General features: G+C 73.1%; 21 protein-coding genes. 16 read left to right on the top strand and 5 right to left on the bottom strand.

Annotated elements, in window-relative coordinates:
- Positions 1-73: 73 nt before the first annotated feature.
- The gene (locus ACFQ9V_RS19855; protein WP_382460839.1) at positions 74-607 is read right to left on the bottom strand and encodes a GIY-YIG nuclease family protein; all 534 of its coding nucleotides are present in this window, start codon (positions 605-607) and stop codon (positions 74-76) included.
- A gap of 40 nt (positions 608-647) precedes the next feature.
- The gene (locus tag ACFQ9V_RS19850; protein ID WP_382460838.1) at positions 648-2,267 is read right to left on the bottom strand and encodes a phospholipase D-like domain-containing protein; all 1,620 of its coding nucleotides are present in this window, start codon (positions 2,265-2,267) and stop codon (positions 648-650) included.
- A gap of 202 nt (positions 2,268-2,469) precedes the next feature.
- On the opposite strand from ACFQ9V_RS19850, the gene ACFQ9V_RS19845 reads away from it, so the two are divergent.
- From ACFQ9V_RS19845 to ACFQ9V_RS19805, 9 genes are all read left to right on the top strand, one after another.
- On the top strand, positions 2,470-4,107 hold the full coding sequence (locus ACFQ9V_RS19845) for an ABC transporter substrate-binding protein (RefSeq protein ID WP_382460837.1): 1,638 nt from the start codon (positions 2,470-2,472) through the stop codon (positions 4,105-4,107).
- A complete protein-coding gene (locus ACFQ9V_RS19840) occupies positions 4,085-5,122 on the top strand; it encodes an ABC transporter permease (protein WP_382460836.1) in 1,038 nt (345 codons plus the stop codon). The genes ACFQ9V_RS19845 and ACFQ9V_RS19840 overlap by 23 nt, the downstream gene beginning before the upstream one ends.
- On the top strand, positions 5,119-5,988 hold the full coding sequence (locus tag ACFQ9V_RS19835) for an ABC transporter permease (protein ID WP_382460835.1): 870 nt from the start codon (positions 5,119-5,121) through the stop codon (positions 5,986-5,988). The genes ACFQ9V_RS19840 and ACFQ9V_RS19835 overlap by 4 nt, the downstream gene beginning before the upstream one ends.
- Positions 5,985-7,691: a dipeptide ABC transporter ATP-binding protein gene (locus ACFQ9V_RS19830; protein ID WP_382460834.1), complete on the top strand. Its 1,707-nt coding sequence runs from the start codon at positions 5,985-5,987 to the stop codon at positions 7,689-7,691. The genes ACFQ9V_RS19835 and ACFQ9V_RS19830 overlap by 4 nt, the downstream gene beginning before the upstream one ends.
- Positions 7,688-9,091, top strand: coding sequence for an LLM class flavin-dependent oxidoreductase (locus tag ACFQ9V_RS19825; RefSeq protein WP_382460833.1), 1,404 nt, complete (start codon positions 7,688-7,690; stop codon positions 9,089-9,091). The genes ACFQ9V_RS19830 and ACFQ9V_RS19825 overlap by 4 nt, the downstream gene beginning before the upstream one ends.
- Before the next feature lie 140 nt (positions 9,092-9,231).
- The gene (locus tag ACFQ9V_RS19820; RefSeq protein ID WP_382460832.1) at positions 9,232-12,234 is read left to right on the top strand and encodes an FtsX-like permease family protein; all 3,003 of its coding nucleotides are present in this window, start codon (positions 9,232-9,234) and stop codon (positions 12,232-12,234) included.
- The gene (locus tag ACFQ9V_RS19815) at positions 12,231-14,966 is read left to right on the top strand and encodes an FtsX-like permease family protein (RefSeq protein ID WP_382460831.1); all 2,736 of its coding nucleotides are present in this window, start codon (positions 12,231-12,233) and stop codon (positions 14,964-14,966) included. Before ACFQ9V_RS19820 ends, ACFQ9V_RS19815 begins: the two co-directional genes overlap by 4 nt.
- Positions 14,963-15,892: an ABC transporter ATP-binding protein gene (locus ACFQ9V_RS19810; RefSeq protein ID WP_382460830.1), complete on the top strand. Its 930-nt coding sequence runs from the start codon at positions 14,963-14,965 to the stop codon at positions 15,890-15,892. Before ACFQ9V_RS19815 ends, ACFQ9V_RS19810 begins: the two co-directional genes overlap by 4 nt.
- Complete coding sequence (locus ACFQ9V_RS19805; protein WP_382460829.1) at positions 15,889-16,644, top strand: ABC transporter ATP-binding protein; 756 nt, start codon at positions 15,889-15,891, stop codon at positions 16,642-16,644. Before ACFQ9V_RS19810 ends, ACFQ9V_RS19805 begins: the two co-directional genes overlap by 4 nt.
- A 31-nt stretch (positions 16,645-16,675) precedes the next feature.
- Here ACFQ9V_RS19805 and ACFQ9V_RS19800 read toward each other — a convergent pair whose 3' ends face one another.
- The gene (locus tag ACFQ9V_RS19800) at positions 16,676-17,413 is read right to left on the bottom strand and encodes a DUF4386 domain-containing protein (protein ID WP_382460828.1); all 738 of its coding nucleotides are present in this window, start codon (positions 17,411-17,413) and stop codon (positions 16,676-16,678) included.
- 114 nt (positions 17,414-17,527) lie between these two features.
- Here ACFQ9V_RS19800 and ACFQ9V_RS19795 point away from each other — a divergent pair, with 114 nt between their 5' ends.
- Positions 17,528-18,223: a TetR/AcrR family transcriptional regulator gene (locus ACFQ9V_RS19795; RefSeq protein WP_382460827.1), complete on the top strand. Its 696-nt coding sequence runs from the start codon at positions 17,528-17,530 to the stop codon at positions 18,221-18,223.
- A 51-nt stretch (positions 18,224-18,274) separates the two neighbouring features.
- On the opposite strand, the gene ACFQ9V_RS19790 is transcribed toward ACFQ9V_RS19795, so the two are convergent.
- Positions 18,275-19,198, bottom strand: a complete 924-nt coding sequence (locus ACFQ9V_RS19790) for a Ppx/GppA family phosphatase (protein ID WP_382460826.1) — start codon at positions 19,196-19,198, stop codon at positions 18,275-18,277.
- Positions 19,199-19,643: 445 nt separating this feature from the next.
- Between ACFQ9V_RS19790 and ACFQ9V_RS19785 the strand changes: the two genes are divergently transcribed.
- The 3 genes from ACFQ9V_RS19785 to ACFQ9V_RS19775 are packed head-to-tail and all read left to right on the top strand — an operon-like array spanning position 19,644 to position 21,660.
- On the top strand, positions 19,644-20,090 hold the full coding sequence (locus tag ACFQ9V_RS19785) for a MaoC family dehydratase N-terminal domain-containing protein (RefSeq protein ID WP_382460825.1): 447 nt from the start codon (positions 19,644-19,646) through the stop codon (positions 20,088-20,090).
- Entirely contained in the window at positions 20,090-20,515 is a 426-nt protein-coding gene (locus ACFQ9V_RS19780) for a MaoC family dehydratase (RefSeq protein ID WP_382460824.1), read from the top strand. The genes ACFQ9V_RS19785 and ACFQ9V_RS19780 overlap by 1 nt, the downstream gene beginning before the upstream one ends.
- Positions 20,516-20,523: 8 nt before the next feature.
- The gene (locus ACFQ9V_RS19775; RefSeq protein WP_382460840.1) at positions 20,524-21,660 is read left to right on the top strand and encodes a UDP-N-acetylmuramate dehydrogenase; all 1,137 of its coding nucleotides are present in this window, start codon (positions 20,524-20,526) and stop codon (positions 21,658-21,660) included.
- An 11-nt stretch (positions 21,661-21,671) separates the two neighbouring features.
- Here the strand turns inward: ACFQ9V_RS19775 and ACFQ9V_RS19770 are convergent, their stop codons facing one another.
- Positions 21,672-23,789, bottom strand: coding sequence for a RecQ family ATP-dependent DNA helicase (locus ACFQ9V_RS19770; RefSeq protein WP_382460823.1), 2,118 nt, complete (start codon positions 23,787-23,789; stop codon positions 21,672-21,674).
- Between the two features lie 211 nt (positions 23,790-24,000).
- On the opposite strand from ACFQ9V_RS19770, the gene ACFQ9V_RS19765 reads away from it, so the two are divergent.
- From ACFQ9V_RS19765 to ACFQ9V_RS19755, 3 genes are read left to right on the top strand one after another with little or no spacing between them, the layout of a single operon-like run.
- Entirely contained in the window at positions 24,001-24,174 is a 174-nt protein-coding gene (locus ACFQ9V_RS19765) for a hypothetical protein (protein ID WP_382460822.1), read from the top strand.
- Between the two features lie 10 nt (positions 24,175-24,184).
- Positions 24,185-25,264 (top strand): glycosyltransferase, encoded by a 1,080-nt coding sequence (locus tag ACFQ9V_RS19760; protein WP_382460821.1) that lies wholly within the window; start codon positions 24,185-24,187, stop codon positions 25,262-25,264.
- Positions 25,261-26,523 (top strand): O-antigen ligase family protein, encoded by a 1,263-nt coding sequence (locus ACFQ9V_RS19755; RefSeq protein WP_382460820.1) that lies wholly within the window; start codon positions 25,261-25,263, stop codon positions 26,521-26,523. Before ACFQ9V_RS19760 ends, ACFQ9V_RS19755 begins: the two co-directional genes overlap by 4 nt.
- Positions 26,524-26,614 lie beyond the last annotated feature (91 nt).

Below are 26,614 nucleotides of genomic sequence, written 5' to 3'. Positions count from 1 at the left end.
GACCGGCCGCGACCCGCGGCCGGTCTCCTCCGTTCGCGGCTGCGGTTCGGGCGGCGTGGCGCCGCCGATGTCGTCACCGCCGCGCGGCGGCTTCGCTGCGCCAGCGCGCGAGCAGCAGCCACGGGTCCCCGGCCTGCAGCGCCGCGACGTGTGCCAGGAGGCCGGCGTCCGTCTCGAACCACTCGGTGCCGGGGATGCGCAGAGCCGCGAACTCGATGTGCCGCCGATGCTCCAGGGTGCGGTCGCCGCGCTCGAACGCGAGCACCTCGTCGTGCGGGAGGCTCGCGAACCGCTGCGCCGGGTTCGCCGTGGTGCCGATCTTGATGCGGTCGCGGTAGCGCAGGTAGTACACGACGTCCACGCGCGAGGCGGCCGCGCCCTCCGGCGCCGACTCACCGACCCGCCACTCGCAGACCGCGCACAGCCAGCCCGACGGGTACCGCACGCCGAGCCGCGAGCCGCAGAATGCGCACGGCGACGGCAGCAGGTCGGTCTGGCCGAACTCGCCCTCCACCCACTCGTGCGCCTCCAGGAGATGCGCGAGGCACAGCCGGAGCGGCGCCCCGGGATGGGCGGGCGCCCCGCACAGTGCGCACGACTCGGTCACGGGGCGACGCTACCGCGCGCCGCCGACAGCACAGCGCCGGTCAGCGGGCGGTCCCCGCCAGCACCTCCCGCTGCCGCGCGCGCCCCGGCTGGTCGTAGTACTTCGCCCACCACGCGTCCGTCGCGTCGAGGCCGACCGCGGCCTCCACCCCGCTCTGCGGTCCCGGCGTCGGATCGTGCGGCGCGAGGGAGAGCGAGTACCGGAACCGGTAGTGGTCGAAGAGCCGCATGAACTCGGTGAAGTACAGCTCGGCTACCGCGGCGTCCCCGCGGATGACGAGCATGTTCTCGTCGTTGCCCGTTGTGGAGGCCACGCTGAAGTTCGCGGAGCCGGTCACCACGACCGGGTCGTCGCCGAGCGGGTCGATCAGCAGGTACTTGCTGTGCACGTACTCCACGTTGTTGGAGAACGGATTCTCCAGCTCCGGAGCGAATCCCGCCAGCGCTCCGGCGGGCAGGAACGCGCCGGCGACGATCGTCGTGCCGGGGTCGGTGACCACAGCGCTCGCCTTCGCAGCGGCCTTCGGGTCTTCGAAGAGCAGGTAGCGGAGGGCGTCGTGGGCGCCGGGCAGCGCGTCGCCGAAGCGGGAGTCCAGCGTGAACGGGAACGTCCCGCACGCGATCGTTCCGGCCCCGTCGAACAGGGCGGCGTAGCGGTCGAGGGCGGTGCTGCGGGTGTGCGGGCTGAACACCACGGACACGCCGGCGGGCCACTGGTCGGGCAGCGCGTCGTTGGCGTCCACCCAGTCGTTCAGCGTGCTGTACGGCGGATCGTCCAGCAGCTGCGACCAGTAGGCGAGGTAGGCGGCGGCGATCGCCGGATCGTCGATCGAGTGCCCGACGTTGGACTGCCCGAACACGCCGTTCGCCGTGATGTTGGTCGAGCCGGTCCACACCGCCACGGGCGCGCCGTCGTGCGACGCGACGACGAACTTGTTGTGCGGGATCTTCGCGTTGGCGCGCCAGAGCTTCACGAGGCCGTCGATGCCCGCCGCGGTGACGGCGTCGTGGTTCTTGGGGTTGCCGTCGTCGATGATCAGGTTCACGGAGGCGCCTGCGCGGTCCGCGACGCCGAACGCCTGCAGGACTGCGGGCAGCTGGAATTCGTAGAAGCTGCCGTGCAGCTCCCAGCCCGCGTCCTGCGCCCGGCCGATGAACGCGAGGATGGCCTCCTGGAGCCCACGTGACAGCCACTTCCACGCGGCGTCGCCCGGGACGTCGGCGGGCAGGCGGTTCTGGAACCGCTCCGCGTACGCCTGCGACGAGATGACCCCGCGGTTGAACCAGACCCCCTGCTGCGCGGGCTGCCCGGTCGAGACGGCCAGCGTGACGGAGGCCGCGGAGGTCAGCGGCTGCCCCGCCGTGCCCGTCATGCTGTGCACGATGTACGTGTAGTCGTGGCCCTCCTTCGCCGTGTAGTCGCCCCAGAGGAAGGTCTGCAGCGGGTTGACGTCGGTCGTCCACGTCCCGGCGGGCGCGCCGGTGAAGCGGAGCCGGTTCGGGAGCCAGCGGTGCTCGCCCTCGGTGTGGTCGAGCCGTTCGATGCCGAAGCCGTGGACGCCCGGCATCGCCGCCTCGTCGTGGTCGATCCCGATCAGCACGACGTCGTTGCCGGCGATCGCCTGAGCCGAGAGTGGGCCGCTGGTTCCGCTCGTCCTCATCGCGTCCTCCGTTCGCGAGGCGGGGATGTCAGCTGGAGCCTACGAGCCCGGCCGATACCGGTGCCACCCCCTGTCGCGCCAGCTTCCGTGACGGGGTGTTTCACCCGCGAAACACAGTGTCACGCCGGCTCGACCGCGCTTGCGATTCGCCCGCATCCTGGGCGACATCCCGTCCCGCACCCCGATGCATCCAGGAGTCCACATGCGTTCCCGTTCCCTCCGCACCCTCGCCGGCGCCGCCGTCGCGCTCACCGGAGTGCTGGCGCTCGCCGCGTGCGCCGGCGCCTCCGACGCCGCGACCGGCGGCCAGAAGGTCGACGGCGGCACCATCGTCTACGCCCACCAGCAGGAGCCCGCCTGCGTGTTCGGCGGCTGGATCGAGCAGGCCTACCTCTCGTACCAGGTGCTCGACAACCTCACCTCGCTCGACGAGAACCACAAGGTCGTGCCGTGGCTCGCCACCGCGTGGAAGCAGTCCGACGACGGCCTCACCTGGACCTTCACCCTGAAGAAGGGGGTGAAGTTCACGGACGGCACGCCGCTCACCGCCGCGGCCGTCGCCTACAACTTCGCCTACTGGGTGAACGGCGGCAACAGCACAGCGAAATTCTGGCTGGACGGCTACTACAAGGACGCCAAGGCGATCGACGACCAGACCCTCCAGATCGACCTGTCGCACCCGTACCCGCGCCTGGCCGACAACCTCACGCAGGGCTACTTCGGCATCCAGTCGCAGCACGCGCTCCAGACCCGCACGAAGGAGCAGAACTGCGAGGCCCCGATCGGCTCCGGCGCGTTCACCGTCGACAAGTGGAACCGCGGCCAGGACATCATCCTCAAGCGGAACAAGGGCTACACGTCCCCGCCCGCGAACGCGAAGCACACCGGGCCGGCCTACGTCGACACGATCGACTGGAAGTTCGTCGCCGACCCGACCACCCGCGTCGCCGCGCTGCAGGGCGGCCAGGTGGATGCGATCTACGACGTGCCCTCCGTGCAGTGGAGCGTGCTGAAGGCCGGCGGCTACCAGCTCGACAAGTTCGTGACGCCTGGCCGTCCGCAGCAGATCTCCTTCAACACCGCGAAGGGCCCCTTCACCGACGAGCAGGTGCGCCAGGCGTTCGCCTACAGCCTGGACCGCCCGCAGATCGTCAACACGATCGGCCGCGGCGTCATCCCGTCGGAAGGCAACGGCGGCGTCAGCCAGGCGACCCCCGGCTACAGCCAGAAGGCCGCGGACTGGTACACGCAGGACGTGAAGAAGGCGAACGCCCTCCTCGACGCCGCCGGCTGGAGCCAGAAGAACTCCGACGGCGTGCGGGTGAAGAACGGCCAGCCGCTGACCGTGCGCCTGCCGTACGGCGCCGGCTCGATCATCAACGCCGACGGCGCCGCGATCCTGCAGGGGGTGAAGGAGCAGGCGAGCAAGGTCGGCTTCGACGTCGAACTCATCCCTGTGCCGCAGAGCGAGTTCTTCTCCGGCAAGTACTCCGGGCCCGACGCCTACGACCTCCAGGCCGGCTACTGGACGAGCGTCACGGCGGGAATCCTCTACATCAACTGGAGGCCGTCCACCGCAGCCGACCCGAACTACAGCAACAGCAGCTTCACCAATGACCCCGTGCTCGCGCAGTACATCCTCGACGGCAACTCGGCGGCGACCGTCGAGCAGCAGAACGCCGACTACCAGAAGGCGCAGGACTACATCGCCCAGCACGCGCTGTCCATCGGCGTCTACGACCGGCTGAGCACGCTCGCCGTCTCGCCCAAGCTCCACGACGTCTGGCAGGAGCACGCACAGGGAGGACCGACGTTCTATGACGCGTATCTCACCAAGTGAGCCGGTGCTCGCAGAGGCGGAGGTCGCAGCCGGCGGCGCGGCGGTCATCACGACCGTCCGCCCCCGGCGCGGCCGGTCCGTCGCCTTCACCCTCCTGAAGAAGGCCGGCGCGGCGGTCGTGGTCCTCTGGGGCGCGGCGACCGTGGCGTTCTTCGCCCAGCTCGCCCTCCCCGGCGACCGGGCGACGACCATCCTCAACATCCGCGCCGGACAGGTGCAGCTGCGCACCCCGGCGGAGCTGGAGCAGATCCGCGCCCAGTACGGCCTCACCCGCCCGGTCATCCTCCAGTACCTCGACTACCTGCGCGGGCTGGTCGCGGGTGACTTCGGGACGTCGTACCAGCAGTATCGCCCGGTCACCGCGATCATCGGCGAGCAGCTCGGCAGCACGGTCACCCTCTCGTTGGCGGCGATCGCCCTGGCTTGGGTGATCATGGTCGTCTGGGTCACCCTCACCGCCGGGCGGGGCTCGCGGATCGGCGCGCTCGGCTCGACGGTGGACGTCGTCACCGCGGGCCTCCCGGCCTACTGGCTGGGCATCATCCTGCTGCTGGTGTTCGGCCTCGGGCTGCGCTGGTTCCCGATCATCAGCGGCTCGGCGCCGAACGGGATCGTGCTGCCGGCGCTGACGCTCGCCATCCCGCTGGCCGGGTTCATGGCGCAGAGCGTGCGCACCGAGTTCGAGCGCTCGCTCGACCAGCCCTTCGTGCTCTCGGCGCGGATGCGCGGGATGGGGGAGTGGGGGATCCGGCTGCGGCACGTCCTCCGTCACGCCGTCATCCCCGCGGTCACCCTCTCGGGCTGGGCGCTCGGCGCGACGCTCTCCGGCGCGGTGATCGTGGAGTCGATCTTCTCGCGGCCCGGCATCGGCTCGGTGCTGGTCACCGCCGTCAACTCCCAGGACCTGCCGGTCGTCACCGGCATCGTCACCCTCGTCGCCGTGGTCTACGTGGTGGCGAACCTCATCGTCGACGTCGTCTACACGGTGATCGACCCCCGATTGGAGCTGTCATGACCTCCGTCGCCTCACCCTCGAAGCAGCGTGTCGCACGCTCGGCAGCGACGCGCCTCACCCGCGCCCCGTGGGGCCTCTCCCTCGCGGTCGCCTTCGCCGTGCTGCTCCTCGTCGCGGTCATCGCCCCGCAGCTCCTCACCACTCACCTGCCCACCGCCGTCGACTACGGCGCCGCCCTCCAACCGCCGAGCTGGGCCCACCCGTTCGGCACCGATGAGTCCGGTCGTGACCTCTACACGCGGATCGTGTGGGGCGCACGCGACTCCCTCACCATCGGGGTGGGCGCCGCGGCCGTGAGCATCGGACTGGCGCTGATCCTCGGCACGCTCGCGGCGCTCGGCGTCAGGCCGGTCGCCGTCGTGATCGACCGGTTCGTGGAGATCCTGTTCGCGTTCCCCGCCCTCCTGCTCGCGCTGCTGCTCATCGCGATCGCCGGCCCGAGTGCGGCCACGCAGGTCTTCGCGGTCGGCGTCGGCACGGCGCCGGGCTACGCGCGGATGATCCGCGGCCAGATCCTCGGCGCGCGGAACTCGGCGTACGTGGAGGCCGCGACGGCGCTCGGGCACTCGCGCTTGCGGATCGTGCGCGCGCACATCCTCCCGAACGCGCTGCGTCCGCTGGTCGCGGTGTTCGCGCTGTCGATCGGGCAGTCGATCGTGTGGGCGTCGAGCCTGTCGTTCCTCGGGCTGGGCGTCGCCCCGCCCGCGTCCGAGTGGGGCGCGCTGCTCGACGCGGGCCGCGCCTACCTCACCACGGCCTGGTGGCTGGTCGTCATCCCGGGCCTCGTCATCGTCGCGGTCGCGCTGGCCGCGACCACCATCGGCCGGCACATCCAGGCGCGCCTGGAGAAAGGGGAGCGATCGTGAGCATCGCAGAGCAGAGGACCGCCGACACCTCCACCGACCTGGGCCGCCTCGACTGGCCCGCCGCACGCCTCCGCGTGCGCAACCTGCGCACCGGGTTCACCGTGGACGGCGTCCACCGTCCCATCGTCGCGGGCGTCTCCTTCGACCTCCTCCCCGGCCAGTGCGTCGCGATCGTCGGCGAGTCCGGCTCGGGCAAGTCCGTCACCGCGCGCAGCCTGGTCGGCCTCGCGGGACGCAACGCCACCGTGGAGGCCGACCAGCTCGAGCTTCACCACGAGGACGCCCGCGCTTTCACCCCGCGGCAGTGGCGTCGCGTCCGCGGCCGGGACGTCGGCTTCGTGCTGCAGGACGCCCTCGTCTCCCTCGACCCGCTGCGTCCGGTCGGCGCGGAGATCGCCGAGGCCCTGCGCCTGCACGGCTGGGGGAACCGCACCGCCCGGAAGGCCCGCGTGCGGGAGCTGCTGGAGCGCGTCGGCGTTCCGAACCCGGCCGTCCGCGCACGGCAGCGTCCCGACCAGCTCTCCGGCGGCCTCCGGCAGCGCGCGCTCATCGCCTCGGCGATCGCGCTCGACCCGGACATCGTGATCGCCGACGAGCCGACCACCGCTCTGGACGTCACCGTGCAGGCGCAGGTGCTCGCCCAGTTGGAGGCCATGAAGGAGCGCGGCGCCTCCCTCGTCCTGATCAGCCACGACCTGTCCGTCGTCGCGCGACTGGCCGACCACATCCTCGTCATGCGCGGCGGCGAGGTGCTGGAGCAGGGGCCGGCCGACCGGGTGCTCGCCGCACCGGAGCACGCGTACACCCGCGCCCTCATCGCCGCGGTTCCCGGCGAGGCCACCCGAGGACGCGCGCTCACCCCCGGCTCACCCGCTCCTTCACCCCGGCCACCTCTGGGTGAGCCGGTGCTGGAGGCGCGCGAGCTGGTCAAGCGCTTCCACTCCTCCGACGGCACTGTCACCCGCGCGGTCGACGGCGTCTCCTTCACCCTCCGCGCCGGCGAGACGCTCGGCATCGTGGGGGAGTCGGGCTCGGGCAAGAGCACGACTGCCAAACTGGCGCTCGGTCTCGAACACCTCGACGGCGGCGACGTGCGCCTCCTCGGCCAGGACTGGTCGGCGCTGCCCGAGTCGCGCCGTCGCGCCCTGCGCCGCCGCATCTCGGTCGTCTACCAGGACCCGCTGAGCTCGTTCGACCCGCGCTGGACCGTCGAGCGGATCCTGCTCGACGCCCTCCGCCCGGAGAGCTTCGCCGACGGAGCCGCGCGCGACACCCGCCTGCGCGAGCTGCTCGGCCAGGTCGGGCTCGGAGCGGAGGTGCTGCCGCGCTTCCCGCTCCGCCTCTCCGGAGGCCAGCGCCAGCGCGTCGCCATCGCGCGCGCCCTCGCCCCGCGGCCCGACGTGATCGTGCTCGACGAGGCCGTGTCGGCGCTCGACGTCACCATCCAGGCGCAGATCCTCGATCTCCTCGTGGCGCTGCAGCGGGAGTCCGGCGTCGCCTACCTCTTCATCTCGCACGACCTCGGCGTCATCAGCCACCTGAGCGACCGCGTGCTGGTGATGAAGGACGGCCGCGTCGTGGAGGAGGGGACGGCAGAGGACGTCTTCGAACGACCGCAGCAGACGTACACTCGTGACCTGATCGCCGCGATCCCGGAGTTCGCTCCGGCCGGCGGACCCCGCAGCCCGGAAGGCGACGCATGACCACCGAACCCAAGCAGCTCTTCGTCAACCTGTTCGAGATGGCGTGCGTGAGCCACATCACCCACGGCCTCTGGCCGCTGCCCGGCAACAACCGCGAGCGCTTCGCCGACCTCGACTACTGGCTGGAGCTCGCCCGGCTGCTGGAGCACGGCGGCTTCGACGGGATCTTCCTGGCCGACGTGATCGGCGCGTACGACGTCTTCCGCGGCGGCCCCGAGACCGCGCTGCGGGAGGGCCTGCAGAGCCCGAACCTCGACCCGCTGCTGCTCGTCCCCGCGATGGCGGCCGTCACCGACCGGCTCGGCTTCGGCGTGACGTTCTCGACCACGTACGAGCCGCCGTTCGCGTTCGCCCGCCGGATGTCGACCCTCGACCACCTCACCAAGGGCCGGATCGGGTGGAACATCGTGACCTCCTACCTCCCGAACGCCGCCCGCAACTTCGGGCTGGACGACGAGGTGCCGCACGACGAGCGCTACCGCCGCGCCGAGGAGTACCTGGACGTGCTCTACAAGCTGTGGGAGGGCTCCTGGGACGACGACGCCGTCATCGCCGACCGCGCGGTCGGCGTCTTCACCGACCCGTCGAAGGTGCGGTACATCGACCACGTCGGCGAGCGGCACCGGGTGGCCGGGCCGCACATCGTGCACCCGTCGCCGCAGCGCACGCCTGTGCTGTTCCAGGCGACTGGGTCGCCCGCGGGGATCGAGTTCGCGGGCCGGCACGCGGAGGTGGTCTTCACGGGAGGCCGCACGAGCGAGGAGTTCCGCCGCAACGCCGACGGGATGCGGGACGCCGCCGAGCGCCACGATCGGCAGCGCGACGACGTGAAGTTCATCGCGATGGCGGGCGTGATCGTCGGCCGGACGACCGAGGAGGCCGAGGACAAGTGGCGGCTGTACCAGCAGCACTCCAGCCTCGACGGCATCCTCGCCCACAGCAGCCTCCCCGTGGATCTGACGGCGTTCCCGCGCGACATCACCGTGCGGGAGGCGCTGGCCCGGGCGGAGTTCCCGGCCGAGCGGGTGCCGTTCCTGCCGCTGGATCGCACCGTGGGCCAGGCCCTGGACTTCATCAAGAACGGCCGCGACGATCGCTTCCTCGTGGTCGGCGACCCGAAGACCGTGGCCGACGAGATCGAGCGCTGGCTGGACGAGGACGGCCTGGACGGCATCAACCTCCGCCAGTACCACTCCTTCGAGACGGCACGCGACTTCGCCGAGCTGGTGATCCCGGAACTGCGTCGCCGCGGGCGGCTGCCGCAGGAGGGGGAGCGGTCGGGCACGCTGCGGGAGCGGCTGTTCGGGGACGGCCACAACCGGCTGCCGGAAGGGCACCCGGCGACGCGGTACCGCGGCGGGGCGAACCTGCACGAGGAGGCTGCGGCCGCCGCGCGCTGATCGCGCCGGCTCGCCGAGGGGCACGTAAACGCCCCTAAACGTCGCTTTTAGGGGCGACAACGTGCCCTTCGGCGTGACTGCGTGCCCTTCGGCGGCCGGATACGCACAGTGATTGCGCACCCGGGCGCTAGGTTGGACAAATGCGTGCGATGGGGGCGTTCTGGCTGCAGCGTGCCCGCGCGCAGGCCGGCACGCTCGTCGCGACCGGGCTCGTCGTCGTGGTGGTGGCCGCGCTGGCGTCCGTGATGACCGGGCTCGCCTTCCGCTCGCCGACCTCCGCCGTCCACGCCACCCTCGCCGCGGAGCCCGCCGCCGTCACCTCGGTGGCCCTGGAGTCGAGCGCGCTGTCCGACCTGGACGCCCAGGATGCCGACGTCCGCCGCGCGCTCGCGAAACGGCTCTCCGGCCTCCCGGTCGCCGTCGCGTCCTCGTTCTCGGCGCCGTCCGTCCCGGTCGAGGGAGGCCGCGGCGCGCTCGTGCTGGTCTCCGGCGACGGACTCCAGCAGCGCGTCACGATGACGCAGGGCCGCTGGCCCGGCGCCGACACGGAGGCCGCCGTCGACGCCGCCTTCGCCCGCGGGCACTCGGTCTCGGTCGGCGACCGGGTGACGATGTCCGGCCCGGCCGCGCCGGTCACCGTCACCGTCGTCGGTGTGTGGCGCGCGACCGATCCCGCGGCGCCGGCCTGGCTCGGCCTGACCACCGGCGACGGCCGCATCGTCGTCTCGGCGGCGACCGCGGCGGCGGCGAGCGACGGCGTGGTCGGGCGCTGGGTGCTGACCCCGGATGCCCGCCGTACGTCCGCCGCCGACCTCCCGCGCCTGCAGGCCGCGCTCGGCGGCGCGGCCGGACAGCTCAGCGGCGACTCGGCCGCGGGCGGCAGCCCCTTCTCGACCAGCGGCGACGGTGTCGCGACGGTCGCCGCCATGCAGCGGTCGGTCGTGGCCCTGCACGCCGTCATCCCGGTGCCGCTCGCCGTCCTGGCCGCGTGCTCGGCCATCGCGCTCGTGCTGCTCGCGCAGCTTCTCGCCGGGGCGCGCCGGGTGGAGACCCGGCTGCTGCGCTCGCGCGGCGTCACCATCCCTGCGCTGGCGCGGGCGACCGCGGTCGAGTCCGGCCTCGTCGCGCTGGCGGCCACCATCGTCGGCACGCTCGTCGCGCAGGTCGTCCTCCTCGCGACGGTGGGTCCGCCGTCCGGCGCCCTCGACCTCCTGCTGCCGCCGCTGCTGACCGTCCTGGTCGCGATCGCCGCGACCACCCTGACCGCCGTCGTCTCAGCCCGCGCCGCCTCCGACTCGCCCGGCGCGGTGGAGGCGGGGCGCGGCCGCACCGTCGTGTCCGCCGGCCTCACGGTGCTCGCCGTCGTCGCGGCGGCCGTCACCCTGTGGCGGTTCGTGGCCTTCGGTCCGACGGTCGGCGGCGGCGTGGACGCGGTCGACCCGACCGGAGTGGTCGCGCCCGCCGCCGTGCTGTGCGCCATCGCGCTGGTCGGCCTCCTGCTGTTCGGCCCGGCGTCGGCCGCGGTCGAGCGGGTGGCCGGCCGGGGGCGCGGCGTCGCGGGAGTGCTGCCCGCCCGCCAGGTCGGCCGCGGGGTCGCGCTGTTCGCTGGGCCGGTCGCGCTGATCGTGCTCGCGGTCGGATCGCTGACCTTCGCTGCCGGCTACGCGGGCACGTTCGGGGGCTTCCTGCGCGACTCCGCGCTGCTGGTCAACGGCGCGTCGGTGCGCGCGGACCTCGGTGTGGGAGGGAGTCCGCACGGCACAGGCGACGTGTCGGGCGCCGCGCGGCTCGGGCGCCTTCCCGGGGTCACCGCCGTTTCGCCGGCGATCGTCGACAGCGGGACGGTCGGGGACACCGACGTCGCCGTGGTGGCCGCGAACTCCGCGAAGCTGCCCGCGCTGCTGCCCGTCGGCGGCTACCTGCTCGACACGGCGGCGCTGTCCCGCCAGGTCACGCCGAAGGACGCGCTCGCCGGCGCGCCCCTCCCCTCGGGAGCGCACGAGCTGCGCGCGACCGTGACGGTGACGGCGGGAGCGGGTGCCGCCGCCGTCGTGGGGACGACCGCGTGGCTCGCCACGACCAGCGACGAGGTCGTGCCGGTCACCGCAACGCCGGGGCCGGACGGCTCTGTCGCCTTCCCGGTTCCGGCGGGAGCGGACCGGCTGGTCGCGGTGGACACGGACGTGGAGTCCGTGGCCGGCGCCGACGCCGTGACGGTGACGCTGAGCGGCCTGCCCACGGGCGCCGCCCGCTGGGTGCAGGCGTCTTCCGCCTTCGGCTCGGCCAGCCCGTTCCGCGCTGACGGCGCAGGAACCGCCGCACGCGCGGCCTCCCTCACCGGCGACGGCAGCGTGCGGTTCGTTCCGCCCGGCGACGCCGCCCTCCCGCTCGCGGTCACGACCGCGCTGGCGCAGGACGACTCCCTCCAGGTCGGCCAGCGCATCGAGGTGCGCAGCCCGGCCGGCGACGTGCAGGGCACGGTCGCGGCGATCGTGCCGGCGCTGCCGGGGACGACGTCCGAGCGCGCGGTCTTCGCCGACCTCCCCGCGCTCACCGCGGTGCTGCTGCGCACGTCGGCCTCCGTGCCGCGCGCCTCCTCCGTCTGGCTCGCGGCGGACGATCCCGACGCGGTCGCGGGCGCCGTGCGCTCGGCCGTCGGCGCGGAGGCGTCGGTGACCACGGCGTCCGGGGCGTTCGTCGCGCGGTTCCTCGGCGGCGCGGTCGCCAGCACCTGGCTCGGCGCCGCCGGCTGCGCGCTGCTCGCGGTCGCCGCCGTCGCCGCGGCGATCACCGCAGCGCTGCGCCGCCGCCGGGGAGAAGTGATCGTGCTCCGGGCCGTCGGCCTGTCCGGACGCCAGCAGGCCTGGGCGCGGCGGCTGGAGGTCGTCGGCGTCGCGTGCGCGGCCGGCGTCTTCGGCCTCCTCGGCGGGATCGTGGTGGTGCTGCTCGTGGGGAACACCCTGGCCCGGCTCTCGGTGGTGACCGCCCCGTCGACCCTGTCGGTGCAGGGCCGGGTGGACCCGATCGGGATGGCCGTCGGCGCGGTCGCGCTGGCCGCGGCGCTCGCCGTCGCGGTGTGGGGGTACGGGGTCGCGGTGCGCAGGCAGGCCGCGGACACCGCGTATCGGGAGGAGACGCGGTGACGGCCCGCGCGCGGACCTCCCGTCTCTCCGACGCCGGGCTGGCCCTCCGGGCGCTCCGCGCCTTCCGCGGCGGCCTGCTCCTCCTCGCGCTCGTGACGGTCGTCGCGGCCACGGCCCTCGCCGCCTGGCCCCGCGTCTCCAGCGAGCTTCTGACGAGCGAGCTCCAGCACGAGCTCACCCAGGCCGGCGCGGGCGGCCGGGACGTGACCACGGCCATCCGGTCCGGGACTTTCAACGCCGGTCCCGCCCTCGACTCGACCGCGGTGTGGCGCGACCTTCCGGGCATCGCGGATCGGGTGAGGCAGGGGATGAAGGCGCCCCTCCGCGCCGTCGTCGGACCCGGTGACAGCGCACAGCGCAGCTACGACCTCCCGATCGCGCCGCCTGCCGGTGCCGCGAGCAACAGCCGGTTCGCGGTCGGCGTGGAGGCCTACCGCGGCCTCCGCGACCAGGCGAAGCTGGTGAGCGGAGCCTGGCCGAGCGCCATCCCCGCGCCGGTCGTGCCCGGGTCGACGGTGGAGGTCGTCCTCACCCCCGAGGCGGCGAAGCTCCTCGGCTGGACCGTAGGCGCGTCCCGCGCGATCGCCACCGAGCTGACCCTGAAGCTCTCCGGCCTCGTCGAGCCCAGGGACGCGAGCAGCGACTTCTGGAACCTCGACGCGGTCCGCGCGCGCGGCCACTTCCTGGACGCCGGCGACGCGGGCAAGCAGTTCGGCGCCGTCGTCTGGGTGGACGCGGACTCGTGGCCGCGCGTCCTCCCGGCCATCCCGGACACCGTCGCCTCGCTCTGGTTCCCCGTCGCGCCGGGCGGTCTCCGGGTGGAGGACCTCCCCGCCGTCCGCGGTGCGCTCGGCAGCTTCCTGGCCCTCCCGCCCGTCGCCCGGGTGGGCGACGCGCAGGTGCCGCTGACCTTCGCCACCAGCCTCCCGACCCCGCTGGACGCGTTCCAGTCCCGCGCCCAGCCAGCGAACACACTGTTCGCCATCCTCGCCGCCGGGCCGCTCGTCGTGGCCCTGACCGTGTTGGCACTCGGCGCGCGGCTGGTCGTGTCGCGGCGCAGGGAGGCGCTCGCCCTGATGGCGGCGCGCGGCGCATCCCCGTGGCGGCTGCGCGGCAGCCTCGCGCTCGACGGCGCCCTCGCGTCGGTCCCGGCCGCCGCCGTCGGACTCGGGATCGCGTTCGCCGCGACCCCGGACGCCGCGCCTGTGCTGCTCCCTGTCCTACTCGCCCTCCTCTGCGCGCTGGCGCCGCCGCTCGCCCTCGTGCTCGCCGCCGGCTCCCTCGTCCCGCGCCCGGTCGCCCCGCCCGCGCGCTGGGCGTGGGTCGCGGAGGTGATCGTGCTCGGCCTCGCGGCGCTCAGCGTCGTGCTGCTCGCGCGCCGGGGCCTGTCGTCTCCGGGCGCCGGGCTGGAGGTCGATCCGCTCGCCGCGCTCACCCCGGTCCTGGTCGCCCTGGCCGCGTGCGTCGTCGTGCTGCGGGTGACCGCCGTGCCGCTCGCCTGGCTGACCGGGGCGCTGCGGCGCGGGCGCGGAGCCGTAGCCTTCCTCGGTGCGGCCGGCTCGCTCGGCGCGGCCGGACGGCGCGGACGCTCTCATGTGCTCTGGCCCGTCTTCGCCCTCATCGCCGGCGCGAGCATCGCCCTGTTCTCAGTGAGCGTGCTCGCGACCGCCCGCGACGGCCTCGACCAGGGCGCCAGGGCCCGCGTCGGCGCCGACCTGTCCCTGACCGCGGCCGCCGGCCTCTCCACGGACCAGCTCGCCGAGGTGAAGCGCCTCCCCGGCGTCGCCGCGACCGCGACCGTCGACTGGGCGGGCGGCGTCGCGATCACTGCCGCGGGATCCGGGGAGGTCGTCTCCGCCTACCTCGTCGATCCGAGGCAACTGGAGGCCGTCCAGCGCGACCTCCCGGCCTCGGCGCGGCTCTCGACCCTCCTGACTGGAGGCCTCCCCGGCCGGACCGGGGCGGTGCTCGGCGGCTGGGATAGTCGCATCCCGGTCACCAGCGCGCTGATCATCGGGCAGGGCAGCAACGTGCACCTCGCTGTGACCGAGCTGGACTTCGCCCCTGGCGTCTACGTGCGCGACACCCGCTGGGCGATCATCGACCGCACCACGCTGCCGCACTCCAGCGAGGTCAGCGGGACGCCGCAGACGGTGCTGGTCGCGCTGGCGCCCGGCGCCGACGCCGCGGCCGTGCACGCCGCGCTCGCCCGGATCGGCGGGAAGGGCGCCCTCGTCGGCGACGCCGTCGCCGAGCGCGCCGCCCTGCACGCGTCCCCGCTCGTCGCCGGCACCGAGGCGGTCGCCCTGCTCTCGATCGCGCTCACGGCTCTGCTCTGCATCGCCGCGCTGCTGCTGACCCTCGTGATGAACACCGCCGCCCGGGTCCGGCTCGTGGCCACGCTCCGCACGGTCGGCTTCAGCGCCCGCCAGACCGCGGGCGTCCTGGCCTGGGAGCTCGGCCCGGTGCTCGTGGTCGGGCTGATCGCCGGGACGGTGGTCGGCCTGCTGCTGCCCGGCGTGGTCCTCGGGCCGCTGGACCTGCGCGGCTTCACCGGAAGCCCCGTCCAGCCGGCGATCGTGCGGGACCCGTGGCTCAGCGCCGCGGCGCTCGCCGGGTTCACGGCCGTGGCGGCCCTCGCGACGCTCGTGGCGCTGGCCGGCGCGCGCCGGTCGTCGCCGTCGGCCGTGCTGCGCGCCGCGGGCGACCATCCCACGACAGGAGGACAATGACCGGGATGACCACCCCGCACGCCGACGCCGCCATCCGGTGCGCCGACCTCGTGCGTATCTTCACCGCCGACGGCGTGGAGGTCCAGGCGCTGCAGGGCCTCACCCTCAGCGTCGACAGCGGCGAGCTGGTCGCCATCGTCGGCGCGTCAGGCTCCGGCAAGTCGACGCTGCTCGGGATCCTCTCGGGCCTGGACAAGCCGACCGCCGGCCAGGTCTCCGTCGCCGGCCGCGACCTCCTCGCCCTGTCCTCGCGCGACCGGGTGGACTACCGGCGCCGGACGGTCGGCTTCGTCTGGCAGCAGACCTCCCGCAACCTCCTCGGCTACCTGACCGCACGCGAGAACCTGGCGCTCGCGATGTCGCTGGCGAAGACCCCCGACCGCGACCGCCGCTCCGCCGACCTCCTGGACCTGCTGGAGGTCGCCCACTGCGCCGACCGCCGCCCATCGGAGCTGTCCGGCGGCGAGCAGCAGCGCGTCGCCATCGCCGTCGGACTCGCCAACGAGCCGCGCGTACTCCTCGCCGACGAGCCCACCGGCGAGCTCGACGAGGCGACGAGCGCGGAGGTCCTGGAGGCCATGCGCGGCGTCAACCGCGAGCTCGGCGTCACCACCCTGATCGTCACCCACGACCCGACCGTCTCCGAGCACGTCGCCCGCACCGTTCAGATCCGCGACGGCCGCACCTCGACCGAGGTCCTGCGCCGCACCGGCGTCACCGCGGAGGGCGACGAGCACACCGTCGCGGAGGAGTACGCCGTGCTCGACCGGGTCGGCCGGCTGCAGCTCCCGCACGAGTACCTGACGTCGCTCGGGATGCGCGAGCGCGTGCGGCTGGCGCTCGAGGCCGACCATGTGGGGGTGTGGCCGCACGCGCGCTCGGACGGACCGGCGTCGCAGGAGGAGAAGGGGGAGGCGACCTCATGACGAGTCTGGACACCGTGACCGACCGCCCCGGGGCCGCCCCCGCCGCCCCGCTCCTGGCCGCCGACGCCGTCAGCCGCGTCTTCGACACCGCCGCAGGCCCCGTCGTCGCGCTCGCCGAGGCGACCCTGGAGGTCCACCCCGGCGAGCTGGTCGTCGTCAAGGGCCGATCCGGCTCCGGCAAGACAACGCTGCTCAACGTGCTGAGCGGACTCGACCGCCCCACAGCCGGCTCCGTCGTGGTCGCCGGCGTGGACGTCGCCACCGCCGACGAGGCCGCCCTCGTCCGGCTCCGCCAGCGCGGCGTGGGGTTCGTGTTCCAGTCGTTCGGCCTCATCCCCGTGCTGTCGGCCGCCGAGAACGTGGAGGTCCCGCTCCGGCTCCTCGGCGTGGACCCGGCCGAGCGCGACGCCCGCGTCGCCGACCTCCTCGACCGCGTCGGCCTCGCCGCGCACGCCCGCCAGCGTCCGACCGAGCTCTCCGGAGGCCAGCAGCAGCGCGTCGGGATCGCCCGCGCGCTCGTCGCCGACCCGCCGCTCCTGTTCGCCGACGAGCCGACCGGCCAGCTCGACAGCGTGACCGGCCGCCAGATCATGGACCTCCTGGTCGACCTCGTCCACGGCAGCGGCGTGGCCGCGGTGGTGACGACGCACGACCCGGCCCTGATGGCCAGGGCCGACCGCGTGCTGGAGCTGCACGACGGCCGGCTGGGGCATCCGCCGAAGCGCCACGGGCGTCACGCTGCGGAGGGGTGAGGGCGCGGGGTCCGTGCTGTCAGGTCGGCCGTCACGCCGCCCCGCGAACCTCAGCGATCACCCGTCCGCGCCCCCGAAACCCGACGAACGCGAGATACACCCCCAGGAACGCCTCCCACACGATCTCCGGAAGCGTCGCGACCGCCGACACCGGCGACCCCTGGCTCCACAGCCCGAACAGCACGCCGATCCCGGACAGCGCGACGAGCGACCCGCCGACCATCCCGACCACCGCCATCGGCCGCGGCACCAGCCCGGAGCGCAGCAGCAGCCAGCCGAGGAGGACGCCGTTGCCGATCCCCGCGACGAAGCCGGGACCGAGCAGGAACGTCCAGTTCCGCAGCGCGACCAGCGTCTGCGCGGACGCAGTGAGCGCGTCGGGGTCGCCGAGCGCCGCCGCGTGCTGGCGGAGGGTCACGACGGTGAGCAGGCACAGCATCCCGACCGCGATGAACACGCACTCCATCACCCGGGCCACGACGTAGCCGAGCGCGAGCCCCTCGGCACGGCGGCGGAGGACCGGGAAGAGCGCGAGCGCGGTGCCCAGGTTGGCGGCGATGAGCACCGCCTCGCAGAGGATGCCGGACAGCACGCGCACATCAGCGCCGGCGCCGAGCACGTAGTGCGGGTCGTCGAGCACCGGCGCGTAGAGCAGGACCCCGGCGATGGCGGAGACGAACGTGACGAGGAAGAGCACGCCCGCGGTGAGCGAGCGTTGTCGGTCGGCGACGAAATCCGTTGCGACGCCTGCGGTCGAAGTGGTTGTCATGATGGCCTCGGATCGGGTGGAAAGTGACCTAGGATAATGGGTGTACGGTGTACACCTGGAAGAATAGGTGTACGGCGTACACCTTGTCAATGCCCATCGACCGAGGAGCCGCCGATGCCGCAGCCCCCGCGCCCGCGCCTCACCCGTGACGTCGTGCTCGCCGGCGCCCTCGCCCGCGCCGACGCTGCCGGCCTCGACGCCCTGTCGATGCGCGCCCTCGCCGCCGAGCTCGGCGTCGTCCCGATGGCCCTCTACAAGCACGTCGCCAACAAGGACGAGCTGATCGACGGGATGGTCGACCTGGTCTGGGCGGAGGTCGAGCCGCCGGCGATCGGTGGGGCCGCTGCCGAGGCCCGGGGCACCGCTGCCCCCGCGGTCCCGTGGCACGAGGCAATGCGCGCGCGGGCAGTCTCCCTCCGGGCGGCGCTGCGCCGCCATCCCTGGGCCGTCGGCCTGATGGAGTCGCGCATGCGTCCCGGCCTGGCCAACCTCGCCGCCCACAACGCCATGATGGGCTGCCTCCGCGAGGCGGGATTCTCGTTCCGCGGGACCGTGCACGCCACCTCGGTGCTCGACGCCTACGTCTACGGCTTCGCCCTGCAGGAGAAGACCCTCCCGTTCGACACCCCGGAGGAGTCGGGGGAGGCCGCCGCCGCCAAGCGCGAGACCGTTCCGCCGGAGGTGGCCCTCCGCTTCCCGTACCTCCTGGAGGTCGTGGCCGAGCTGGCCCGGGAAGGCTACGACTACGACGAGGAGTTCGCCACCGGCCTCGACCTCATCCTTCAGGGCATCGAACGTCTCCAGCCCTGACCGGCAACCGCGGCTGCCCGATCGCCGCTGCTGCCCCTCGCCAGGCGTTCCTCAGTCGAGGTGGTCGAGGTAGCGGAGGATGATCCCCTCGCGCAGCGCCCACGGGCAGACCTCGAGCACCGGCACGTCGAACGCGCGCATCGCCTCCCGCAGCACGACCCCGCCCGCGACGATCTGGAACGTCCGGTCCGCCGTGATCCCCGGCAGCGCGGTGCGGGCGTCGGCCGTGAGCTGCGCCAGGCGGGGCACCCAGTCCGCGAGCTCCGAGCGGCGCAGGAGGCTGCGCTCGGTCCCGCCAGGGCCGCTCGCGGTCGAACCGGCCAGGCGGGCGAGCGAGCGGATGGTCTTGGAGGTGCCGATCACGTGCGCGGGCCCGCTGTCGGTGAAGCGTCCCACCGCGTCGGCGAGCGTCGTCCTGGCGTGGTCGCGGAGAGCCGTGACCTGCTCAGCGGTCGGCGGGTCCTGGTGCAGGAACCCGATGGTGCTGCGGCCGGCGCCCAGCGGAAGGGAGACCGCGGTGTCGGGGTACTCGTCGACGCCCGCCGCGATCTCGAGCGAGCCGCCGCCGATGTCCATCAGGAGGATGGAGCCGGCCGACCAGCCCGACCAGCGGCGCACGGCGAGGAACGTCAGCCGCGCCTCGTCCTCGCCGGAGAGCACCTGGAGGTCGACACCCGTCTCGTCCAGGATGCGGGCCAGGATCGCGGGGCCGTTGGCGGCCTCCCGGATCGCCGAAGTCGCGAACGGCAGCAGCTCCTCGATGCCCTCGGCGCGGCCGACCTCGACCGCCGACCGGATCGCCTCCAGGATCGCGGTCTCGCCCTCGGCGCTGATCGCGCCGTCCTCGGTGATGTATCGCATGAGCCGCAGCACGGACTTGTGCGTGGCAGCGGGGAGGGGGCGTGCGCCCGGGTGCGCGTCGACGACGAGAAGGTGGACGGTGTTCGATCCCACATCGAGGACTCCGAGTCGCATAGTCAGACAGTAGTGGTCGGGGAGGCCGCTCGCGACACGCCCTTTTGTGGTGCGACACGCGCCCCCGGGAGGGCGACACGCCGTGTCGATGTACCCAGTTCGGAGGTGGGTCTGTCGGTGGTCCCGCGTATTGTCGGGGGTGTCGGAAGAGGTCCCGAAAAAATCGCCCAAACACTACATGTAGTGGAATGACAATCGTGTCATTCGGGTTATATAGTGGGTAAACACCGCGAGACACGCGAGTGACAAGATTTCTGGGGAGGCCATCATGGACTACGAAAACGACACCGTCGGCGGCTATGCGGTTCCGGTCGACCCGATGGACCTGCTGCAGTGCGACAGCTGCCAGTAGTCCGCTGACGACAGCTTCGAGAACCCCGGCGCCGAGTGCGCCGGGGTTTTCCTTTTTCCCGGGGAGCCCGGGGCGCTTGCGTAGAATCGTCGGGTGCCAGTGAATCCAGAGCTCGTGGGTCGGAGCTTCCCGCCCACCCCTCCGTATCTCGTCGGCCGTGAGAAGGTGCGCGAGTTCGCCGCCGCCGTGCTCGCGACGGATCCGATCAGCTTCGACGTGGCGGCTGCCCAGGCCGCTGGCCACGCCGACCTCGTCGCGCCGCCCACCTTCGCGGTCGTGGTGCAGCAGCTCACACTCGACCAGCTCCTTGCCGACCCGGAGGCGGGCATCGACTTCAGTCGCGTCGTCCACGGCGACCAGCGGTTCACGTTCTCGCGTCCGGTGATCGCGGGCGACGAGCTGACGGCGACGCTGACCGTGACCGCGGTCAAGTCGCTCGGCGCGCACAGCATGGTCACCGCCGAGTCGGTGATCGTGGACGGCGCCGGCGATCATGTCGTCACGTCCATTTCCACCATGGTCGTGCGAGGAGACGAGTGATGGCCGCACCCGATTTCGACGCCCTGACCGTCGGCGACGTCGTCGCCGAGCGCTCGTTCGACCTGAGCCGCGACGCCCTCGTCCGCTACGCGGGCGCCTCCGGCGACTTCAACCCGATCCACTACCGCGACGACGTCGCGACCTCGGTGGGCCTTCCCGGCGTGATCGCGCACGGGATGCTGACGATGGGCATCGCCGTCCAGCCGGTGGTCGACTGGGCCGGCGACCCGGCGCGTGTCGTGGACTACCAAGTGCGCTTCACCCGCCCGGTGGTCGTGGACCCGGCGGAGGGCGCGAGCGTGCAGGTCACGGCCAAGGTCGGGCAGCTCGACGCGGAGGCCAGGGTCGCCCGCATCGACCTCACGACGACGTTCAACTCCGAGACCGTGCTCGGCAAGGCGCAGGTCCGCGTCTCGCTCGCGTGAACGACGAGATGACCGCGACGCCACCCCTGTCGGAGCTCACGACAATGCGGGTCGGCGGCGTCCCGGAGACACTGGTCGCGCCCGCCGACACCGACGCGCTCGTCGCGGCCGCCCGGGAGGTCTGGGCGTCTGACGTGGACTGGCTGCTGCTCGGCGGCGGCTCGAACACCGTCGCGAGCGACGAGGGCTTCGACGGCACGGTGATCCGCGTGGTGACCCGCGGTGTCGAGCGCCTCGAGGCGCCGGAGGGACGCGTACGCCTGCGGGTGCAGGCCGGCGAGCCCTGGGACGACGTCGTCGCGCTGACCGTCCGCAACGGCTGGTCCGGCATCGAGGCGCTGTCCGGCATCCCGGGGTCGACCGGCGCCGCTCCGGTGCAGAACATCGGCGCGTACGGACAGGAGCTCGAGTCGGCGCTGCTCGGCGTCGACTTCCTGGACGCGAGCACGGGGGAGGTCCGCCGCCTGACGCGTGCGGACCTGGACCTGGGATACCGGACTTCCGCGTTCAAGCGCGGCCTGCTCGGCATCGTGCTCACGGTGGAGCTGGAACTCGCGGACAACTCGGTGCCCGGCGGCGTCGGGGCGCCGCTCAGCGCCCCGATCGCCTACGCACAGCTCGCCGACTCGCTCGGCGTGCCGCTCGGGTCGCGCGTGCCGGTCGCCGAGCTCCGCCGGGCCGTGCTCGCGCTTCGCGCCTCCAAGGGGATGGTGCTCGACCCTGCCGATCCGGACTCGGTCAGCGCGGGAAGCTTCTTCACCAACCCGATCGTCTCGGAGTCGTTCGCGCGCAGCCTGCCGGCGAACGCGCCCCGCTGGCCCGTCACGCCTCTGGAGCCGGACATCGTGATCGGCCTCCCGGCCGGCGGCGTGCACCCGCTGGACATCCCGCCGCTCGCGCACGGCCCGTACGACGTCAAGCTCTCGGCCGCCTGGCTGATCGAGAACGCGGGAATCCGCCGGGGGTTCTCCCTGCCGGGCTCCGGCGCCGGCATCTCGTCCAAGCACACGCTCGCGATCGTCAACCGCGGCCACGCGAGCGCGGCGGACATCGGCCAGCTCGCCTCGTTCATCCAGGCCAGGGTCCAGGCGGAGTTCGGGGTGCTGCTGCACCCGGAGCCGATCCTGGTCGGGCTGACGCTGTGACCGCACCTCGGTCACGCCCGTAGCGCCGCCGCGAACGGCAGCACCGCGCCCGCACCTGCCCGGCGCAGCTCGCGCCCGGCGACGGTGACGGTCCACCGGCTGTCGATGAGGTCGTCGACGAGCAGTACCGGCGCACCGGCGGGGACATCGAGCCCCGACGCGTCGAACCGGTCCCAGACTCCCGCGAGCCGGTACGTGCTGTTGCCGCCGGGACCTCCCGACGGGCCGCCGCCGCGGAGCGCGAGGGCGCCGAGGTAGGGGAGCCGCCCGATCTGCGCGAGACCGCGCGCGAGGCTCTCGGTGAAGCGCGGCCGGCCGCGCGACGGCATGGCGACTACCGCAGCGGGGCGGCTCGTCCAGTCCCAGTCGGCGAGCACCTGCACGCACGCTTTCAGGATCTCCGGAGGGCACTCCCCGTCCGGCGCGTCGGCGTCGAGGAGCTGCCGCAGCCGTCCGCCCCAGCCGAGGTCGGTGAGTCGTGCGAGCACCCGTCCGGGCTCGACCTGCTCGCCGGGGGCGATCTTGCCCCGCACCGGCACGCCAAGGCTGTCGGCGCCGGTCGGCCACAACTTGCGCGGTTCGACGGGGACGCCGACCCGGTCGAGCTCCGCCGTGATGGCCTGCCGCGCGTCTGCGGCCACCCCCGCCGGATACCAATCGCCGGCGCAACGGTCGCAGCGGCCGCACGGGCCGGCGTCGGGATCGTCGAGCTGCCGCTGCAGGAACTCCATGCGGCACCCGGAGGTGGTCTCGTAGTCGAGCATCGCCTGCTGCTCGGCCTCCCGCGCAGCCGCGATCCGCTCGTAGCGGTCGCGGTCGTACTCCCACGGCTGTCCCGTCGACACCCAGCCGCCCGGCACGCGCCGCACCGCGCCGTCGACGTCGAGCACCTTGAGCAGCAGCTCGAGCGTGGACGAGCGCAGGTCGACCCGGCTCTCCAGGACCCGAGTGGACTGCACCTGATCGCTCAGGGCGCCGAGCAGGGCTGTCGCCTTCTCCTCCGTCGGCATGGCAGCCGTCGCGAAATACCGCCAGATCGCGCGGTCCTCCGGGCCCGGCAGCAGCAGGACGTCCGCCGACTCCGTGGCCCGTCCTGCGCGGCCGACCTGCTGGTAGTAGGCGACGGGGGAGGACGGCGCTCCGAGGTGCACCACGAATCCCAGGTCGGGCTTGTCGAAGCCCATCCCGAGGGCGCTGGTGGCGATGAGGGCCTTGACCTCGTTGCGTTTCAGCCGCCCCTCCAGCTCCTCCCGTTCGGCCGGATCGGTCTGCCCGGTGTAGGCGGCGACATCGTGGCCGGCCCGCCGCAGCACACGCGCCGTGTCGTCCGCCGCCGACACGGTGAGCGCGTACACGATCCCGCTGCCCGGGAGGTCCGCGAGATGGCCGGCGAGCCAGGCCAGGCGCGCCGTCGCGTCCTCGAGTGCGAGGACGCCGAGCCGAAGCGACCGGCGCGCCAGCGGCCCGCGGATGGTGCGCACCGTCGCCGCGAGCGCCGAGCCGACGAGCTGTTCCTCGACGTCGGCGACCACCCGCTGATTCGCGGTCGCGGTCGTCGCCAGCACCGGGATGCCCTCCGGCAGCGCGGCGACGAGGTCGCGCAGCCGCCGGTAGTCCGGCCGGAAGTCGTGCCCCCAGTCGGAGATGCAGTGGGCCTCGTCGATGACGAGCAGGCCGCAGCGCTCGACCAGGGCCGGGAGCTGCTGGTCGCGGAAGTCCGGATTGTTCAGGCGCTCCGGCGACACGAGGAGGACGTCCACGGTGTCGTCGCGCAGCCGGGCGGCCACGTCGTCCCATTCGTGCCGGTTGGCCGAGTTGATCGACAGCGCGCGCACGCCCGCCCTGGCCGCGGCCTCCACCTGGTCGCGCATGAGGGCCAGGAGGGGCGAGACGAGGATGGTCGGCCCCGCGCCCTGCTCGCGCAGCAGCATCGTCGCCACGAAGTACACCGCGGACTTGCCCCATCCGGTGCGCTGCACGACCAGTGCCCTGCTGCGATCGTCGACGAGCGCCGACACCGCCTCGAACTGACCGTCGTGGAACGCCGCGTCGGGGCGGCCGACGAGCGCGCGGAGGCGGCTCAGGGCTCGATCGCGGGTGGCCTCGGGGACGGTGTCTGTGGTGCTCATGCAGCCATCGTTCCAGACGGGGCCGACGTCGCGACCGGTGCGGGAGAATTTGTGGAAAGGTCGCTGGATCGGCGAGCTGTGGAGGACTTTTCCCGCAGCGACAGCGGGCACCCGCATCGGGTGATCGAGGAGATGAAAAGGTGGCGTCCGCCCGGGAGGCCGGCGCGGATCGGTCCCGATCGGCGCCGAACGCGCACCTACAGTCGTCAGCGTGTCCATACGTACCCGCACCCGCGCACAGGCTCCGCTCCGCCCGTTCGAGCTGCGGCTCCGCCTCCCCAACGGCTCCTCCGCGGTCGTCGTGATGGACGCGCGCAACGTGGGCGAGGCGCTCGACATGGCCCGCAGGGCGCTCGGCGACGTCCAGGTCATCGAGTCGCGGTGAGCCGTCGTCCGTGACAGCCGACTCCCTGGGCCGCGGCCCGCTCCGTGTGCTGCACGTGGTCGACAGCATGGGGCACGGCGGAGCTCAGCAGGTGGTCGTCGACCTGTCCAACTGGCTGGCCGTCGATAGCGACGTCGCCGTATGGGTGTTCGGGACGGGAGGCCCGGCCGTCGCCCGGCTGGCGGCGCCCGTCCGCTTCATCGAGCACGACACCGGCGGCTTCGTCGCCCAGACCGCGCGGCTGCTGCGCGCGGCACGTCGGATCCGGCCTGACGTCCTTCACGCCCATCAGCGCCGAGAGGCCCTGCAGTCGCTCATCGTCGGGCGGCTCCTCGGCATCCCGGTCGTGGAGCACGCGCACACGCGGCTGCCGAGCGTGCGCCCGCGGGTCCTGTCGTTCCGCAGCCGCGTCGTCTTCGCGGTCGGTCCCGCCGTCGCCGGGATGGTCGTGGCCGACGCCGGCCGCCCGGCCGCACGCGTGGTGATCGTCGGAAACGTGCCCGCCCAGCGCGCCGGAGCGCCCGACCCGGTTCCGAACGAGGTCACCTCACCGCTGCGGCTGCTCGCGGTCGGCCGGATGGTCGAGCAGAAGGACCCGCTGCGCTTCGTCCGCGTCGTGGCGGAGCTCGCGCGCCGGCGACCCGTGGAGGCGACGTGGGCCGGCGACGGCGAGCTCCGCGACGCCGCCCGCGCGGCGGCGGCCGAACGGGGCGCGCCGGTCGACTTCGCCGGCCAGGTCGACGATGTCCCCGCGCGACTGGACGCCGCGCACTTCCTGCTGATGACCTCCCGCTGGGAGGGCACGCCGCTCGCGGTGCTGGAGGCCTTCGACCGCCGCCGCCCTGTCGTCGCGACGGCGTCGGCGGCGAACGGTCTCCTCGCCGACGGACGGGGCTACGAGGTCCCCGACGAGGCCACGGACGCCGAGTTCGCGGCCATCATCGCCCGGGCGGCGGACGACACCGCGGCCCGCGCCGACGTGGTCGAGGAGGCCAAGCGCTGGGCCGACACCGAGGCGTCCCCCGAGCGCGTCTTCGGCCCGGTGCTGGAGGCGTACCGGCGGCTCACCGGGCCGGCCGTCCGCTCGTGAGCCCGCTGCTGCTCTTCGGCGGAGCGGTCGCGATCCTGGCGGTCGTCCTCCTCATGATCGCGGTGCCTCCGCGGCTGATCCGCGGTGTCGCGGTGTCGTTCACGGTGGTGGCGGCATCGTTCGGGCTCGCGACCTTCGCACCCGACTCGGTGCGTCCTCCCGTGGCGATGGCCGCCATCGGCGTCCTGGTGCTCGCCCTGGTCCGCTCGCGTGCCGTCACGTCAGGGGGTGTCCGGTTCTGGGCGGTGACCGCCTGGTGGGGATTCATCTCGCTGAGCGTGCTGCTCACCGGAAGCTACGGAACGAATCGCATCGTGCTGTACTTCGGTCTGGCGACGCTGGCGGCGTACGTCGCCTCCTCGCTCGACCGCGCTGAGCTCAGGATGGTCTACGCCGCGATCGCCGGTCTGGCCGCGGTCCAAGTCGGCCTGGCGTTCGTGGAGATCCTCGTCCTGTCGGAGCCGATCTGGGGGTACACGGGGAAGATCCGGTACAACCCGTTCACCAACGATGTCTACGCCCGGGCCCAGGGTACGTTCGGGCACCCCATCGTCTTCGCTGTCTTCATCGGGATCGCGTTGATCGTCGCGTGGTCCAATCCGGCGCGCTGGTCTCAGAAGTGGAGACTGGTCAACCTGACGGTCGCGACCGTCGGCCTCGCACTCTCGGGAACGCGCAGCGCCGTCGCCGCGGTCGCTGTCGGGCTGCTCGTGCACGTGGCTCTGAACAGCTCGTTGACGTCCTGGCTGCGTTCCCTGATCGGCGTCGGGGCGGTCGTCATCGTGCTGCTGAACATCGACATCGGAATCGGGACGATCGTCGCCAACCTGCTCGACTCGGGTTCGTGGACGCACCGCCTCGGTGCGCTCGAATCCGTCCGGGCGCTCCTGGACCGCCCGCCGATGGAGGCGTGGTTCGGTAACGGGTTCGGAAGCGAGGCGATCCTCTACGATCGCGGCCTCATGCAGCAGACCTACCTCCGGGCGGTCGACGACATGCTGGTCTATGCGCTGGGAACCACGGGGATCGTGGGCCTGATCGCCCTCCTCGCATTCTGGACCGTCGCGTTCTGCTTCGCCGACCGGACCATCAAGGCGGTCCTGGCGATGCTGTTCGCGATGTTCTTCTCGTTCGATCTGTTCACGTGGATGAACGCGGGAGTCATCACCAGCCTGATGATCGCCCTCCCGCGCGCGGACAAGCCCGCCCAGGGCGTCGTCCAGCAGGTGGAGAGCGCGCCCGCGCTGCGAGCGGTCTAGCTGTACTGACCTCGACCGTTGTTGATTCGGTCGATGGGTGTTTGGCCTCCGATGCCGAGGTGGGGTCTGTCTAGGTTGTAGTAGTCGAGCC

Source organism: Leifsonia sp. NPDC056665 (assembly GCF_042791795.1).
Lineage (GTDB): Bacteria > Actinomycetota > Actinomycetes > Actinomycetales > Microbacteriaceae > Leifsonia.
The sequence above is the reverse complement of the archived record's forward strand: the minus strand, read 5'-3'. Positions and strand labels throughout refer to the sequence as shown.